The organism is Singulisphaera sp. GP187, assembly GCF_900129635.1.
Taxonomy (GTDB): Bacteria; Planctomycetota; Planctomycetia; order Isosphaerales; family Isosphaeraceae; genus Singulisphaera.
The window spans coordinates 509,699-526,090 of the sequence record NZ_FSRB01000001.1; the positions used below are offsets into that span (position 1 = coordinate 509,699).

The following is a 16,392-nucleotide window of genomic DNA, read 5'->3' on the forward strand; positions in this document are numbered from 1 at the left end:
TTCAGACGAAGAGCCGGGTCACGGCCTCGGCCTTGACCAGCTCGCGCGGCTGGTTCAGGTGGTTGTAGACGATGGTCGCCGGGTCGATCCCGAACGTGCGGTAGATCGTCGCCAGCAGCTCGCCGGGGTGGACCGGGTCTTCCGCGGGGGCCGATCCGGTCTTGTCCGACTTGCCGTGGACGTTGCCGCGCTTGATCCCGGCGCCCGCGACGACGGCCGTGTAGCAGTAGGGCCAGTGGTCTCGGCCGTCGGCACTGTTGCCGTTGCCCGAGGTGCTGACCCCCTTTTGCGGACTCCGGCCGAACTCGCCGACGGCCACCACCAACGTTTCATCGAGCATCCCACGCTCGTCGAGGTCGGTGAGCAGGGCGGACAGGCCGGTGTCGAGCATCGGCCCGGACTGATCCTTCATCCGCTGGGTCAGGCCGACGTGGTGGTCCCACGAGTGGTTGTCGGAGTTCGCCACCTTGGGCCAAACCACTTCGACGACCCGGGTGCCGGCCTCGACCAGGCGTCGAGCGAGCAGGCAGCTTTGCCCGAACGTGTTCCGGCCGTAGGAGTCGCGCGTCTTGGGGGTCTCTTGCTCGAGGTTGAACGCCTCACGCGCCCGGCCCGAGACGATCAGCTTCAGGGCGCGATCGTAATACTCGTCGAGGTTGTAGTCGGTCACGGCCTTTTCGAGCACCGGCATGCCCGAGTTAATCGCGTCGCGGAGCTTGGCCCGGCGCTCGAGCCGGACGGAGAAGACTTCGGGCCGGAGCTGAAGGTCGTCGACCTTGATCCGGCTCATCTTCGCCATGTCCATGTCGTCACCCTCGGGATAGAGGGTGTAGGGGTCGAACGCCTTGCCCAGGAAGCCGGCCGTCCCCCCCTTGCCGACGACGTTCGACTCTTGGAGCGGGCGCGGAAGCATGACGAACGGAAGCATCGGCTCGGTCGGCGGCTTGAGCCGGATCAGGTTCGACCCGAAGTTCGGGAAGTCCTTCGGGCTCGGGGGCTCGAGCTGACCGGACGGGCTGACCTTGTCGGTCGTGTAGCCGGTCATCATCTGGTAGATGGCGGCCGTGTGGTTGAACAGGCCGTTGGGCGTGTAGCTCATCGACCGGATCAGCGTGAATTTATCGGTGATCTGCGCCAGCTTGGGGAGGATCTCGGTGAACCGGACGCCGGGGACCTTGGTGTCGATCGGCTTGAACTCGCTCCGGACGTTGTCCGGCACGTTGTCCTTGGGATCCCAGAGGTCGAGGTGGCTCGGCCCCCCCTGGAGGTAGACCATGATGATGCTCTTGGCCTTCCCCCAGCCTGCGCCCCCGATTTTAGGGGCGGTTGTCGTGGCGGCCGAGGCGGCCTGGAGCTGGAAGAGCGAGCCGAGCGAGAGGCCCATCAGGCTCGATCCGCCCACACGGAGGATGTCCCGGCGGGTCATCCCCAGGTGTGAGTCGCACAGGTCTTTCCCAGGCCGTCCGGGGACAATGATCATCGCGAAGCTCCTTGTGGTTCGAGCGTTCCGACCGATTCTCCCCCAGCCGTGAGCCGGAGGGAAGAGGTCAGTCGGAGCGATCGGCGGGTTGGCCTCAGCGCGTGAGACCCGAGTTTGAGACCTTGAGCGGGATCATCAATGATTGAACAGGAACGCCGGACTGTTGATCAAGGCCCAGGCGACGTCCTGGGCGGTGGTGAGTCGTCTCGCGGTGGCCTGCTGGATACTCATCTCGACGTCTTTGCGAAGCTGGGCCAGGGTGGTGTCGACCGGCACCGGCTTGCGCGCAAACTCGAGCTGGTTCCGTAGGTCCTGAAGCTTGGGATCGACCGGCAGGGGGGCCTTGCTTGCGTTCACGGCGTTGCGCTTCTTGGTGAACTCCGGGTCGACCGCGCGGTGGTAGGCGAGGAGAACCTCTTGCTGGGCCTTGGTCCGGACCTCGGGGGCGGTCGCCACGATCGCTCGCAGGTCTTCGGGTAGGCCCAGGCCGATCGGTTTGGCCAGGCGCGTGACCGAGACCCGGAACCGGCCCGGCATGAACTGTTTGCCGTTGAACAGGTGGCTCATGGTGACCGTGAGCACGGTCCCACCGTCGAAGCCCACCGGCTCGCCGGTCTCGAAGGTCGCCCAGTGGTTCACACCGTACGCGGGCGAGATCGCCCAGCCCTTGCCGCCGTTGGGAGAGCCGTCGACCGTATGCTTGATCTCGAAGCCGGCCTGGCTGAAGTCGGCCAGCGGCGTGGTCAGCATGATCGGCTTCGTTTTCTTGGGGTCAGCTTTGGACGCGGCGGTCACCTTGATCTCGTTGATCACGAAGTTCCCGTCCGAAGCCCGTCCCGGCCCTTTGTTCGGTAGGCTGTCGTCGGGCAAGAGCTCGAGCCGGATCCCGGTGATCCCGGTCAGGTCGGTCGGGGCGACGAATCGCACGACGCCTTGCTCGTCCTTGCCCGAGACCAAGACGGTCGCGTCGGGCAGGATCTTGAAGCTGGCCCCGTTGCGGTCGTCGACGGCCGACGGGGTCAGCGGCTGCCACTGCGCGATCGGCGACTGCCCTTTCTCCCAGGCGGCGACCTTGGCGGGCAGGCCGGCCTCGTAGGCGTTCGCATCGGCCTCGAGCTTGGCGGTCTGCTCGGCTTTCTGCTTCTCGCGTTCGGCCAGCTTGGGGGCGAGCTCCGCCTCATAGGCGGTCAGGCTCGCCTGAGCCGTGGCGATGCCGGCTTCCCGTTCGCGTTCCAGTTGGGGACGCTTGAGGGCGAACTCGGCCTCACGCTTACCCAACTCCATGGCCATCGTCCGGTGATCTTCATCGATCGACTGGAGGTCCTTCAGGCAGGCCGCAATTTCGGGCGGGGTGGCCGCGCGATTCAAGACCCGCATGAAGAGCTCGTTGACGAGCTTGGCGTCGTCCGTCTCGCGGCCCACCAGCTTCGAGATCTCGTTGCCCGGGTCGGCTATGGCGTCGGCCAGGGTCGGGCCGCTCACCAGGGCCATGATCGGGCCGAGCTGGAGGCCGCTCGACCGTTCGCACTCGCAGGCACTTTCGCGGACCGGGCGGCCGAACGTCGACAGGAAGCCGCTCGGCAACTCCACCCCGGAGTCGGGCAAGGCCGCGGCGCGGATGCCGGCCGGCACGCCTGGGAACTTCGACTGCGATCCGGTGACCCGGTAGACCGCGTCGAGCAACACTTCCGCCGGCAAACGCCGGGCGGCCGCGTGCGAGCCATTGATCTTGTCGTCTTCATTCCACTTGTTCGTGGCCACCGAAAGCTGGTAGGTCCGCGACTTGCAGATCAGCCGCAGGATGTGCCGGGCGTCGAAGTTCGAGCCGACGAATTCCTGGGTCAGGTAGTCGAGCAGCTCGGGGTTGGTGGCCGGGTTGCCCGCGCGGATGTCGTCGATCGGCTCAATGACCCCGACGCCGAAGAGGTAGCCCCAGAGCCGGTTGACGTAGCTCCGGGCGAAGTAGGGGTTGTCCTTGGCCGTGATCCAGTCGGCCAGGTTTTCGCGACGGCTAGCCGTTTCGACGACCTTGTGCGAGGCGGGGAAGGGGAACTTCGGCGGCGTGACCTGCTTGGTGCGGTCGTGCTGGACCTCACCGGTCTTCTTGTCGAACACCTCTTCGTAGAGCGCGGTGGCGCCTTCGACGGCCGTCCCGCCGATCTTCCTTCCCTTGCTCTCGGGGTCTTCCTTGAAGCCGACCTGCGCGAAGTAGGCCGACGTCTCATAGTACTGGTCTTGCGTCCAGCGCTCGAACGGGTGGTCGTGGCACTTATTACAGTTGAACCGAACTCCCAGGAAGAGCTGGGTGGTGTTCTCCATGATCGCGGTCGGCTCGCGGAGAATCTTGTAATAGGCCGCCGCGGGGTTGACTCGGTTCGAGCCCGAGGAGGTCAGGATCGTCCGGACAAGCTGGTCGTACGGCAGGTTCTTCTCGACCTGCTGGCGGATCCACTGGCGGAAGGCCGAGGCCCCCGCGACGTCGAGGAACTTCCGGTTCACTTGCAGCAGGTCGGCCCACTTATTGGTCCAGTAGTCCACATAGTCGGGGCTGCCGATAAGTCGATCGACCAGCTCGTCGCGCTTGACGCGCGACTCTTTCGGGTCGTCGAGGAAGTGACGCACGTCATCGGCCGAGGGGGGAAGCCCGGTCAGGTCGAGGTAGACGCGGCGGAGGAACTCGCCGTCGGAGCAGAGCTCCGAGGGGAGGATCTTCATCCGCTGCCACTTGGCGGCCGTCAGCTCATCGATCTTGTTGTAGGTGGGGGGCTGCTCCCAGACGAACCCGGTGCGGTCGCCCATGACGGTGAGCGTGGAGGCGGCATAGGCACCTTCGTAGCGAGCGAGGATGGGGGCCTCGCCGCGTCGGAGTGCGGTCATCAGGCCGCCCCGGTCGGCGATCGCCACCTCGTTGTTGCCGCTCTCGAGGAACGCTTCACGGGTCACGTCGCGGATCTCGCCGCTGGCGTAGGTCGCCAGGACGCGGAGCTGCTGCCGGGCGCCGATTTGCTGGACGACCGGGTCGGCCGGGAAGACCTCGATTTTCTGAACCTTGGGGGTCGCGGCCTCGAGCTTGGCTCCGTCGTTGATCCAGTCGCGGAGGATCTCGTAGTAGGGCTCGCCGGGCTGCATGACCTGGCCGCCGACGTGGGGAACGCTGCTGGTTGCTTTCAAGAGCATCAGGCTATCGTCAGGCGAGGCGAGGTTCACGCGGCGGGCGCCGTGGTCGTCGGTCAGGGCCCGGACGTCGAACAACGGGTCGTAGCCGCGGAGGGAGAGCTTGAAGCCGTTCTTCCCCTGGGCTGAGCCGTGACAGGTCCCCGCGTTGCAACCGAGGCGTGAGAGGACCGGATTGACGTCGTGGACGTAGTCGACCCGGATCGCGGTGTCGGCCCCGATGACCGTCACCGGCACCTCGGCGGTCTTGCCGCCGATCGACAGGCTCAAGGTGGCCTTGCCATCACTCTTCGGTCGGATCAGGCCGCCGGGCGTGGTCGCGGCCACGGGGGTCGAGAAGTTCGCGGTCACCTGCCGGGTCACGTCGATCCGGTCGCCGGTCTCCGTCTTCGCCGTCACGACGAGTTGAACGTAGTCGAACCGATTCCTGAGCTCGACCGCCGGGGGTTGGACCGTCAGTTCGGCGATCGACGCGCCCTTGGGGAGCGATTCGGTCGCGGTCGGCCCTTGCGGCTGGCTGACTGCATTCGCCACCGAGGCCGGTCGTTCGGGCGGGGTGCCACCCAGCGGGACCGGTGGGAACTCCTTGGTGAGCTTGCCCCCCTCGGTCTCGATGAGGCGGATGAGACCGTCGGCCCCGCCCGCGGCGACGGCCAGGCCGTCGGGCCGAACCGCCACCGCATAGATGCCGCCTTGGGGCACGGGGAGGCTTGCCAGTCGCTTCGCCGAGTCTTTTTGAGCCTTGTTCAGCTCGGTCCGCTCTTCGGCCGAGCGGCTCTTGCCTTCCTTCGCCAGGATCTTCTTGATCGGGTCGGACGCCTTGGCCGGGTCGAATTCATAGGCGTAGATGTCGATTTGCCCCCGGCCGTCGAGGCTGCTGCCGGCGGCGAACCGCTTGCCGTCCGCGCTGGTGGAGACGCTGAAGATCCGCCCGGGCATGGCCTCGAACGAAGCGACATGGTTGTCGTCATCGCCGATCCTGCGTGCGGTCTCGCGATGGATCCGGTAGATCTTGGGGACGCCGTCCGACCCTCCCATGAGGATCTCGTCGCGGTTGGGGTGCCGTGTGACCGACGCCAGGCCCCCTTTGAGGGCCCCGGGGGTGATCGACGTGATGTTGTCGACGAACCGCTGGGTGGCCACTTCGGTCAGCTTGGCCGTCATGTCGCGGCCGACCGACATCAGGTGGGAGCCATCGGTCGAGAACGCGGTGTCGAGCACCCAGTCGTTGTGCGACCCCATGTAGACGACCTGCTGGCCGGTCTGGGAGTCAATGGCCCTGACCGTGTTGTCGGAGCAGCCGAAGGCGATCTTGCCGCCGTCGGGCGACCAGCTTGCGCCATAGACGGTGTCGAACGTCACCGGAACCGACATCGCGAGCTTCTGGGGCGCGACGGTCCAGACTTGCACCTCACCCATGCGCCCGGGACGGCCGCCGGTGATCGCGAGCCGCTTGCCGTCGGGCGAGAACCGGACCGACTCGATCCGTTCGGAGAGTCCGATCAAGCGGCCGACCAGCTCGGAGCCGTCCGCCTTCCAGAGCAGGACTTCGTGGAATCCGCCAATCGCCAGGACCTGGCCGTCGGGCGAGTAGTCGAGCGCGGTGATGACCGGGGGACGCGTGTAGACGGGGGGATGGTCCTTATCATAGCGGACCAAGGCGGCGGCCGGGGTATCGTCGCCGGCCCCTTGCGCGACCCAGCGGCGGATCAGGTCGAGCTCCGCCGGGCTCAAGGGGGGCTTCTCCTTGGGCATCGCCGCTTTCCCCGCCTCGGGAGTGACCTGCTCGAGCAGGTGGCTCTCCTCGAGATTCTTGGGGACGATCGCCGTCAGTTTCGACTCGCCACCGGCCAGGAGCCGGTCGAACGCGGTCATGACGTATCCACCGCCCGCCTTGGCCGGTTGATGGCAGCCCTGGCATTGCGCCTGGAAGATCGGGCGAATCTGCTTGTAGTAGCTGACCGCCTCATCGGTCGCGGCGGGCTTCGCGGGGTCGTCGGCCGCACGTGCGGCGATGGGAAGCGCGACCAGGATCGAGAAGGCCAGAACCCGCAGGTTCCACGTCTGTCTCATTGCCATCTGGCTCACTCCTCGATAGGGCCCGTGGCTGGTTCCAAGGGGGCGGAAACTTGGAACGAACGAAGTCGGACCGGGACGCACAACGGTCGAGGCGGGCGGAAAGTCGGTGTCGCGTGGGCAACCCACGGGCGATCAGTTTAGGGAAGGTTTAACCTTTGCACTGTAGCGAGCGAAAGTCGCCGCTGTCAACGCAATGGTGAAATCCAACGTCAAACGCGACGGTTCTCTCCAGAACCCCTCGAGTCGGGGCCGGGGACCAGCCGCGAACTGGGGGTTGACCGAAGCGTCATGCGCGTGGCTCCGAAACCGATTTTGGGGCGCAAGTCGGTGCCAGGGCGACCGGCCTTGGGAGCCGCGGTATCATAAAAATCGGCTGCGGTCGGGGCGACCGACTTCCATCGACCGAAGCGGCGGCGGATCGAGGCGTTGCCGGCTTGTCTCAGCAGGAATGAACCAGGGAGAACGATGATGAGTTCATCGACGGGTGTTTCTCGACGGGGCTTGGTCCGGCTCGGGGCGTCGGCCGCCCTGCTTGCGCCGCTGGCCGGGTTGGCTCCACGCGTGGTGGCCGCGGCGGGTGAAGCGGAATCCGCCAAAGTGGGGGACGATCCTTGGTTGGGCCTCAAGGTCGGGGTGGCCTCTTACAGCCTCAGCAAGCTCGCGCTCGACGACGCGATCAAGGGCATTCGTCGGGTCGGGGTGAACTACGTCTCGATCAAGGACTCCCACCTCTCGCTGAAGAGCACTGCCGAGCAGCGGCAAGCCGTGGTCCGCAAGTTCCGCGACGCCGGGATCACTCCCTTGAGCTGCGGCGTGGTGGGCCTGAACGACGATGAGGCCAGCCTCCGCAACGCGTTCGAGTACGCGCGTGACGCCGGCATCCCGACCATCGTCTGCAAGCCGACGCGGCAATCCCTCGCGCAACTGGATAAGTTGGTCAAAGAGTTCAATATTCGCCTGGCCATCCACAACCACGGTCCCGAAGACAAAGTTTGGCCCTCGCCGCTCGATGCCTGGGAGGCCGTGCAGCCCTTCGACGAGCGGATCGGCGTCTGTATCGACGTGGGCCACACCGCGCGGTGTGGGGTGGACCCCGCCGTTGCGATTCGCAAGTGTGCGCCCCGGCTCTACGACCTGCATTTCAAGGACCTGAGCAGCCGCGAGGGGAAGTCGAAGCCGGTGGTCGTCGGCTGGGGAGTGCTCGACACGCTCGCGATGTTACGTGCCCTGCTCGAGATCAAGTATCCCTACCACGTCGGTCTCGAGTACGAAGCCGATATGAACGACCCGCTACCCGGTGTCGCCGAGAGCATCGGTTATGTGCGGGGTGCCCTCGCCGGCCTGAAGCATGCGGGAGCATGATCGGTCGGGCTAAGGTTTGATTCGCTTGCGCGGTCGGGTTGGGGCCTCGGCTTTGGCCTCGACGACCTCGAACCCGACCGCCGATGGATCGTCCGGGTCGCCGTTGTCGTTGACCGTGATCTCCTCGCTTGGCTCGATCTTGCGAAGCGATGTGAAGACCTTGATCTGTTGGAGAATTCTAAGGGGTCAGGAGCCGATATGGCTATATCAGCTTCTGACCCCTTTGAATTCTCCGGCAAGTCGTTTCACTGCGTTGGCACTTCGGGTTGCTGCGATTTCGAGCGGTGTTTCCGTTCTCTCGCTCGGATTCCTATCGAAAACAGGAGTGAGTAGGTGTCATCCAGGACCGCAACGCAATCCGCGTAGCCCGCCCGCCAGAGTTCCATGCGGCTCAAGCGCAGCGCTGTGATCGCATAGAAGAATTCGTCGCCGAGCTTGGCGGGCGAAAGCGGGACCACCCGCGCAGATGACGTCCATTTCCACCTTGGAATCAGCTTCTTCAACTCGTAAATCAGTCGTTTCAACAACGCCGGTGGTACTCTGTCCTCGTGTGGTGGCAAATATCTTTCGGGCACGAATTGCTGGAGAAATGCGATTGTTCTTGCACACCGAATCATAAAAACCACCAATCGAATATCGTCGATCGACAGGGTCGGCGCAGCTTGAGGCTTTGGAGCCTCGATGCCCTTGGGATTGGCTTGGATCTCAGTTCCTCCTCATATGCGGGTATCCAAACGAGTATCTGGCCCCCAATGGAACCGGCCCCGTCCGCGGGACCTGAATCCCTTCCCTGGGCAGTTCCGGCGAGTTTAGCCGCTCTGATCAGCCTTCGCCACTTGATCTCACCCCTCGGCCCATCCCGCGACTCCCCGGCCCCCGATCTTGTGGTTGCCAATCCAAGTCCGAAAGCAAGGACAGGCATTGCGAGCCTGGGTTCACAATGCATGTCCTGGTGGATTCCTCGGCTCGATCTCGCAAAGCGATCTGAAGACCTTGATCTGTTGGCTCCGCTCATCCTAGCGGGCGTTGGGGCGGAACGAATGGTTGTAGAGCGAACCGTAGCCGAGGGCCAAGGCCACGGTGCTCTTGTTTCACAAAAATTCAAATGCGAAAATAGATGATATGATTATATCGTCTCATGACCCCTTTGAATTCCTCCTTGCTTCGTCACCGCCGCTCCACTCAGTTCGTTTCTGAGGCGGAGCATGGGGCATTCTGTCCCTTCACGCAAGCGGTTTCTTCCGTGGCGCACGGGCGTACAACGACCCAGCTCCAGGAATCGAAGCACCCTCTAAAGCGAAGGAAGGCTGGAAGTCAAAGCTTCTGGGCTGGCCTCGTCAAATAAACCGTGCAGCCGCCTTCGTCGTCGAAGATGAGGGAGCAACAGCCTGCAGTAGGGCGTGAGGGGGCAAGGACGGCAGACATTTTCCCGAGAAGGGCGCCCAGGCTCTTCAGTGATTGCTGCGAGGACTCAGGCTCAGGGGCGGGGGCGTCGGAGACGTTCCAAGGCGTGCAGGTTGAGTAAACGGCGGAGGCGTGCTGCTTGATGTGCGTCACCGCAGATTCTTTAGGGAGCTGATGGTGATTCGACGGGGTGACGACCGCGACAGGCTTGTCCTTCCAGCAGAATCGTTCCCAGAGCTGATCGCAGTAGCCATTCGGCGAGCCATGATGGCTGACCTTGACCGCCGTTGCCTTCAGCATGTGGTCGGCATACCTGCCTAACAGCTCCTCCCATCCCTTCTTTTCAAGGTCGCCGCCGAGGAAAACTACCGTCTTTCCGTAAGTTAATTTTAGAACAACTGATATGTTGTTGTGGTGCGTCCTGGTGAGTTTCTTGCCCAGTTTTCCTTCCGGCGTGACGCAGCCGATGATAGCCGCCTGGTAGAGTTCGGCCTGGTTGCCCGTGGGCGACAGGCTTTCGATGTGGTATTGCTTCGGCCCTTCGATGGCTGGCGGGTAGAGCGACGCCCGTCCCGTGGCGTACTCCACGTTCATGGTATTGGACTGAACGCCTTCCAGCGATTTTCCGAAGAGGGCGAGCAGCTCGTCCGCCGTCCGGCTGAACTCGCTTTGCCCCTTTACGATGGCCTTAGCCTCGTAGTAGTGGATCAGGTTGTTGATGTGCTCGTGCGACAAGCTCCCGAACCGCCAGAACTCGCGCGGGCGGAATTCTTCAAGCAGCTCGGCCATCCCCATGAAGTGGTCTTGGTGGGGATGCGTCAGGCAGACGAAATGGAGCTGGGGCACTTCGTGCGCACGCAGAAACAGGGCGGTTGAATTGTAATCGCCGCTGTCCGGAGATGTGGTGAAGCAGTCAACCACGCCCCACCGACCGTCCGGCATCCTGATTACAATGCTCTCGCCCTGCCCACCGCCGAGGATATGAACCTCTAGGGACGCCTTTTCAATACCTGACGCCTGGGTCATTTCGGGGGAGGACCTTATTAATCTTCTCGCGGATCGCCCTAATGTCTTCGTCAGTCAGCTCGACGTCGGGGACGGCTTCGATCTCGATGCGGGTTCCGCCATCCGTTTCGACCGTCTTGCAGATGAAGCGGTCCTCTTCCTCGATCCCCTTTTCGGCGAACTCTGCGGCGGGATACTGAGCGTAGTACACCCTGCCATTGGCTCTGCTCGTGAGCGTCAGGCTGGCGGTATCCCCGTCGATGCAGTTCAGCACCCCGTCTAAAGTTTCAAGCACGGTCTCCACCTTGGGGCTGGAGAGCAGCATCTGCCGTTTCAGCGATTCGAGAAGGGACTGAGCCTCTGGCAGAGCGTTCCCTTCCAAAAGGGTTGAAATTTTGGCAAGCACATCCGCCAGCTTCGCATCTACGGGTGCGGTCACGGCGCGAGGGCTAACCTTCGTGTCGCGTTCAGGCATCTTCACGACGCCGTGTTGCTTGGCGTCTTTGTTCCGTAACCGCGCGGATTCCAGGAAGATCGACTTGGGATCGGCAGGGGTGGGGACTTCGTCCTTCAGCACGCGGTCCGCCTCTTCCGCCTCTTCCGCCTCTTCCGCCTCTTCCGCCTCTTCCGCCTCTTCCGCATCCTCGTAATCGAAGGACGCGATCTGGATGTCTTCCGTCCAGCGAGTGACTGGATACCGTTCACGCCCGCTCCGTGCGATGCTTCCTCCTATCAGTTCCTTATTCATGAGTGCCAGCCCCGGAAATCAGTGTTCGGATAGGCAGTTTGGAGAGCGTTTCGGTGGCGAGAGTCGCCTTTTGCAAGGCTCGCTCGCATTCCCGCAGAAGCATTTCGACGTCGCCCTTGTCCATGGCGAGGCTGATGCCGTTGTCCCCCTCCAGGCTCACGTACTTCAAGCGGAGGGTGAAGGAAACAACCGCACCATCGATCCGGCTTAGCTCGTCATCGAAGACGGGCCGTACGTCCGTAACAATGCGCGCCGACTGAACCAGGTTCTCGTAATCATAGGACAGGTCCAGGGCCTTAGCGATCGTGGCGATCCTACCGGAAGAGAGCAAACGGCGGAACGCCGCCTCGGTCCCCTCCCACGCGGCCGCGACCTCCGTCCCGCTGTCCCGCAGGGCGGCCTTCAGCCCGCTAAGCACATCATCGACTTCAAGCCCACGACGGCGACGAAGACTGGCGAAGGAGAGTAGCTGCCGTGTGACTGGATCGACAGCCTCCGGGTTCTCTCGGATGGTTTCCGTGACCACGCGGTTCAGCTCAGGCGGAGAAAATGGCGGAGGTGTGACGGTCTCAATCTGTTCAGCCAGCCGGTTCAGTGTTTCCGACCCAAGCTCGACGATTGCTTTTAAGTCGGAGATTTGAGTCTTGGACAGTCGGAGTTGGATAGCCATTTTCAACCGCTCTCGCCCTCTAAGCGAAATTCTCCAGAATTCTCAGGCTTCGCCTCTTGCCAATGAATATACCTCACGTTCTCTAACGATATCCGGGACGAGTGGTGGAGACAAGGAGTCAGTTGACAGTCGCGGACGGTTCAAGGCGGATAATCAACACCCCTTAGCCGCTAGAACGAGATTTATGACTGCTTGAATGGTGGTGCTGTTGGCGTGTGGCCATTTGACCACTAATTCACGAGGCGCCGCATCCGTGCAAACATCGTGCAGGCAGGCCTCATGCGGATCCAATGACAAGGACATGCATTGCGAGCCTGGGTTTACAATGCGCGTCATTGTGGTTTCACGACCTAGGCCACGGGAAGCCGAGCTGCCGGATACACGGCGACATGGGAGTCGACAGTGGCGATTGTCAGCCCGTGTTGAAGTGCCTGGGCAATCAGCAGGCGGTCGAACGGGTCGCGATGCAGTGCGGGGAGGTTGGCGAGGTGGGGCATCGCACCCTCATCGATCGGCAGGGCATCGATGCCGTGGGCATCCCGCTGCTGAGGCAGGTAGTCGGCCGGCGGGGCAGGGAGCGGGAGTTTCCCCAAGCCGTGCTTGATGACCGCCTCCCAGATCGAGGCGGCGCTCAGGTACACTTCGTTCGCGGGCTCCTGGATGGCGGCCAGGAAGGGCGCGGGCAGCCTCGGGTCGGCGGTGATGTACCAGAGGAACACATGGGTATCGAGCAGCAGCTTCATCGCTCCTCGAACGCCCGAAGGAGGTCGTCGGGTAACGGGGCGTCGAAGTCGGCTGGTACGGTGAACGACCCGGCGGCCAGCCCGAACGGTCGCGGCCCGCGGGCGGCCGAAGCAAGCGGGCAGAGTTCGGCCACCGGTCGGCCGTCGCGGGCGACGACAAGGCGCTCCCCGGCCTCGACGCGGTCGAGGAGCCCGGAGGGGTCCCGCTCCAGGTCTTGCAGGCTGATGGTACTCATAGAGGTTATTCTATCCCGTCCACGCGGACATGAGTAGGTTGAGAGCGGTTTTTCCCTCGGATTGCACAGGGAACCTGCGTGGCACCATCCGGGGGCCGGGCTAAGGTTTGATTCGCTTCCGCGGTCGGGTTGGGGCCTCGGCTTTGGCCTCGACGACCGCGAACCCGACCGCCGATTGATCGTCCGGATCGCCGTTGTAGTTGACCGTGATCTCCTCGCCCGGCTCGATCTCGCGAAGCGATGTGAAGACCTTGATCTGTTGGCCCCGGTCGTCATAGCGGGCGTTGGGGCGGAACGAATGGTTGTAGAGCGAACCGTAGCCGAGGGCCAAGGCCACGGTGCTCTTGTTCCACACGAAGCAGTAGTTCCCGAGGCTCGTCCAGGCCGAGCCCTGATTGAGATCCTCGACGGGCACGACGAGCACGGGAACCCGTTCGATCACCTCACCCGCTTCGATTCGCCGGCGCGCGAAGACACCGCGTCCCTTGCCCGGGGAACGCCGGACCTCAATCGCGTCCGAATGCTCAAGCACCATCCCTTGCGCTCCGCGGTCCCTGCTCCCGCCCCGTCAACCCATCAGGTCGACGACGGCGAGGCTTCGGTCGAGATTCAATGACGACTTCAGGTCGGCCACCAGCAGGCGGTGCCGATTGCCATCGTCGGTGGGGACGGTGAGATAGAGGTGCCCTTTGTAGATCACTCCACTTGCGGATCGGTCGCTTGCCTCGGAGGATCTGCGCGACTCTTCCCACGCCTGGACCGCCAGGATGATCTCTTCCTCGGCGTTCTGTAGCGCTCGTTGAATGACGTTCATCCACCTCTCCCAGGCTCGCTTTTCTTCGATCGCGGCATGGCTCCGACCGAACGCTCCGGCCTCCTCCTGAAAGTGCTTGCTGTTTTCGAGCCGGCGGCGAACTTCGGTCAGCCGATGCTTGAGTTCCAGGAAGTGATCGAGCGCCGACTCGGTCTGCTCGATGGCCAGGGCGCGGTGATTGGCGATCGATTCGGTGACGACCGTCAGCGGCGCGAGCTCGGCGTAGCTCACCATGTGCGGCTTGTGGACGCCCGAGGGCCGTGACCTTCTCGAGAACGAGCGGCAGAAGGATGAGAGGCTGTCGAATGTCTTGCTCGATGACGAAAGATCATCCACCGCCGCCCTCCTTTTGAAGATGGAGTGACCGGAGTACGACTGACCCGCGGCTCACAACACCCGCGTTGTCGGCCTCGAGACCCAGAAGAGGGTGAGCGGTGCCCACCCTACGAGGACCCCTCTTGTCCGAATCGCAGATTTTCATCGACCGCCCGTATAAGAGAAGCTTATGTTTAGCTCATCGGCAAACTGAGTCCCCAAATACCGGTTGAGACCTGGGGTTTTTTGGTCAGGGCCGGCCGCCTGTAGGGGTTGTCGGGCTGGTGTGGAATGTCGGGACGTCCTAGGCACTCCACCCAAGGCGCTGTTGCGACCCGGGCGACTGCGTGCTTGCGTACGCAAGTGAAGCGGGTCAAGCTGAACGTCTGGGTTTGAAACGCTCCGATCGGCGGGGCGCGGGTTGGTGAGCTCGGTCTCATTCGCTTCGGGAGGGCCTGCGATGCCAAGTTCGGACGTGTTTCGTCGTGGCGTGGGGCTGGTCGCGGCGTTCGGAATCGCCCTCGGTCTCGGACTCGTGAGCCTGGGGGCGGATCGGCCCGCCGACGAAGTGCCGGCTCCGGCCGGTCCGAGCCAGGTTCCCGACGCGTGGCTCGAGGGAACCCGGAGCGCGCGGGCCAAGCGGTTCGCCGAGTTGTTGAAGGAGGGGGACAACCCACCGGCGCTGAAGGTCGGGGAATGGAAGAACGCCGAGTCGTTGGCGTGGGGCGATCTCAAGGGCAAGGTCGTCCTGCTCGACTTCTGGGCCACGTGGTGCGGGCCTTGCCTCGCGAGCATTCCCCACAACAATGACCTCTACGCGCGTTACAAGGGGGACGGACTCGTCCTGATTGGGGTCTGCCATAGTCGCGGGGCCGACCTGATGGGCAAGACGGCCGACGACAAGGGGATCAAGTACCCGGTTGCCGCCGACGTCGACGGTGCGACCGTCGCGGCCTTCGCCGTGGACAGCTTCCCCGACTACTATTTCATCGACCGCGCCGGCAAGCTTCGGATCCTCGACTGCAAGAATGATCACGTTGAGGATGCCATCAAGCTCCTCCTGGCCGAGAAGGTGAACTGAAGTGAGGTGGGTTGTCCCCGGGCACACGCTCCCGCGAACGTTCTACGATCGCAACACGGAAACGGTGGCCAAAGAGCTCCTCGGGATGCACTTGGTGCATCGCGTTGACGGTCAGCCGCGCATCGGGCGGATCGTCGAGACCGAGGCTTACCTCGGTCCTCACGACCTCGCCGCTCATACCTCACGAGGGCGGACCGCACGCACGGAGGTGATGTTCGGTCCGCCCGGCTATGCTTACGTCTACTTGATTTACGGGATCTATCACTGTTTGAATGCCGTGACCGAAGCGGCAGGTCATGGGTCGGCCGTCCTCTTCCGTGCGCTGGAGCCGATCGAGAATCTCGAAGGGGGGACAAAAGGCCCGGGCCTCCTCTGCCGCGCGATGGGGATCGACCGCCGGCTCTACGGACACGACCTCACGAGCGATGACTTCTTCATCGCCGCGCCCGAGCGATCCGAGCCGTTCGAGATCGTCAAGCGGCCGCGGGTCGGCGTGGACTACGCAGGGGAGTGGGCCGGGCGGCCGCTCCGCTTCTACATCCAGGGAAACGCCTTTATCTCGCGGAAATGAGTGGTTTGTGCCCCCGGTGAACGGCGGTTGTCGGTAAGATCTGGCGATGTTGCTTGGGGAAATGACATCGTGATCCACGGGGTTTCGCAAAATCAATGGTTCTCAGATATTGGAAAGGCCTGATTGCGATTGGCGGGCGTCCTGGATAGATTCTTGGAGCCGCCCCGACGCGTTGGTGGCGGGAATCGCGGAGAACCTATCGAGAATGCATCATGTCATTCCTCTCATTCTTAGGTCCTAAATCGGCTCCGTTTTCCCCCGCGGAGGTCAAAGCTTTCGAGTGTCTCAAGCAGGTGGGGCCTTCCCCCGTACCTGTACCGTTCCCGAACTTCAGCCCGTTCCTCTCACCCTCAACGTCCTCCAAGATCAACGTCGATATCGCGATGTCTCATGGGTTTTCGCCGGACGGGGCGAAGCAGATGTATGTTGAGGGGCAGCAGCCCAAGGCGCTACCGGACAAGCTGATCCTGGCCCGGTTCTATCCGCAACAGGGCAAGCCGCTCCCGCTTCCCACCGAGGGGAATGGGCTTCCCACCCCAGAAAAAGTCAATAGTGTCCGGGATTCCTGATGGCGAGGAGGCTTTTCGTCAGGACATCCCAGAATAATTCGATTTGAACAGCCTTGCAGCCGCCTCCTTCGGTTTGGAGGGCGATCCCGGCGCATGCCGCGGCATGACCTCGTCCGCAGCGCGTGGACGGGCCCTGATCGC

At 63.3% G+C, this 16,392-nt stretch carries 14 protein-coding genes; 4 read left to right on the forward strand and 10 right to left on the reverse strand.

The features are described 5' to 3' along the window. Position 1: 1 nt before the first annotated feature. Positions 2–1,480 (reverse strand): DUF1501 domain-containing protein, encoded by a 1,479-nt coding sequence (locus tag BUS42_RS02105; RefSeq protein ID WP_074304842.1) that lies wholly within the window; start codon positions 1,478–1,480, stop codon positions 2–4. A gap of 135 nt (positions 1,481–1,615) precedes the next feature. Next, positions 1,616–6,733 (reverse strand): DUF1549 domain-containing protein, encoded by a 5,118-nt coding sequence (locus BUS42_RS02110; protein ID WP_074304843.1) that lies wholly within the window; start codon positions 6,731–6,733, stop codon positions 1,616–1,618. A gap of 465 nt (positions 6,734–7,198) precedes the next feature. On the opposite strand from BUS42_RS02110, the gene BUS42_RS02115 reads away from it, so the two are divergent. After that, entirely contained in the window at positions 7,199–8,095 is an 897-nt protein-coding gene (locus BUS42_RS02115; RefSeq protein WP_254053250.1) for a sugar phosphate isomerase/epimerase family protein, read from the forward strand. A gap of 245 nt (positions 8,096–8,340) precedes the next feature. Here the strand turns inward: BUS42_RS02115 and BUS42_RS02120 are convergent, their stop codons facing one another. From BUS42_RS02120 to BUS42_RS02155, 8 genes are all read right to left on the reverse strand, one after another. Further along, positions 8,341–8,622 (reverse strand): hypothetical protein, encoded by a 282-nt coding sequence (locus BUS42_RS02120; protein WP_074304847.1) that lies wholly within the window; start codon positions 8,620–8,622, stop codon positions 8,341–8,343. A 787-nt stretch (positions 8,623–9,409) separates the two neighbouring features. Continuing rightward, positions 9,410–10,525, reverse strand: a complete 1,116-nt coding sequence (locus BUS42_RS02125) for a ComEC/Rec2 family competence protein (protein WP_074304848.1) — start codon at positions 10,523–10,525, stop codon at positions 9,410–9,412. Further along, on the reverse strand, positions 10,503–11,252 hold the full coding sequence (locus BUS42_RS02130; protein WP_074304850.1) for a hypothetical protein: 750 nt from the start codon (positions 11,250–11,252) through the stop codon (positions 10,503–10,505). Before BUS42_RS02130 ends, BUS42_RS02125 begins: the two co-directional genes overlap by 23 nt. After that, a complete protein-coding gene (locus BUS42_RS02135) occupies positions 11,245–11,922 on the reverse strand; it encodes a hypothetical protein (protein WP_074304853.1) in 678 nt (225 codons plus the stop codon). The genes BUS42_RS02130 and BUS42_RS02135 overlap by 8 nt, the downstream gene beginning before the upstream one ends. 350 nt (positions 11,923–12,272) lie before the next feature. Continuing rightward, positions 12,273–12,665: a type II toxin-antitoxin system VapC family toxin gene (locus tag BUS42_RS02140; RefSeq protein WP_074304855.1), complete on the reverse strand. Its 393-nt coding sequence runs from the start codon at positions 12,663–12,665 to the stop codon at positions 12,273–12,275. Further along, entirely contained in the window at positions 12,662–12,901 is a 240-nt protein-coding gene (locus tag BUS42_RS02145; RefSeq protein WP_074304857.1) for a type II toxin-antitoxin system Phd/YefM family antitoxin, read from the reverse strand. Before BUS42_RS02145 ends, BUS42_RS02140 begins: the two co-directional genes overlap by 4 nt. A 100-nt stretch (positions 12,902–13,001) precedes the next feature. Further along, on the reverse strand, positions 13,002–13,436 hold the full coding sequence (locus BUS42_RS02150; protein ID WP_074304859.1) for an SET domain-containing protein: 435 nt from the start codon (positions 13,434–13,436) through the stop codon (positions 13,002–13,004). Between the two features lie 33 nt (positions 13,437–13,469). Further along, positions 13,470–14,051 carry a hypothetical protein gene (locus BUS42_RS02155; RefSeq protein ID WP_074304861.1) on the reverse strand — a complete coding sequence of 194 codons (582 nt, stop codon included), beginning with the start codon at positions 14,049–14,051 and terminating at the stop codon, positions 13,470–13,472. A gap of 439 nt (positions 14,052–14,490) precedes the next feature. On the opposite strand from BUS42_RS02155, the gene BUS42_RS02160 reads away from it, so the two are divergent. The 3 genes from BUS42_RS02160 to BUS42_RS42460 all read left to right on the forward strand — a co-directional run bounded on the left by BUS42_RS02160 (position 14,491) and on the right by BUS42_RS42460 (position 16,251). Beyond that, positions 14,491–15,111, forward strand: coding sequence for a TlpA disulfide reductase family protein (locus BUS42_RS02160; protein ID WP_074304863.1), 621 nt, complete (start codon positions 14,491–14,493; stop codon positions 15,109–15,111). A gap of 1 nt (position 15,112) precedes the next feature. Beyond that, positions 15,113–15,682 (forward strand): DNA-3-methyladenine glycosylase, encoded by a 570-nt coding sequence (locus BUS42_RS02165; protein WP_074304865.1) that lies wholly within the window; start codon positions 15,113–15,115, stop codon positions 15,680–15,682. A 383-nt stretch (positions 15,683–16,065) separates the two neighbouring features. Continuing rightward, positions 16,066–16,251: a hypothetical protein gene (locus BUS42_RS42460; protein WP_143206216.1), complete on the forward strand. Its 186-nt coding sequence runs from the start codon at positions 16,066–16,068 to the stop codon at positions 16,249–16,251. Positions 16,252–16,392: the final 141 nt, after the last annotated feature.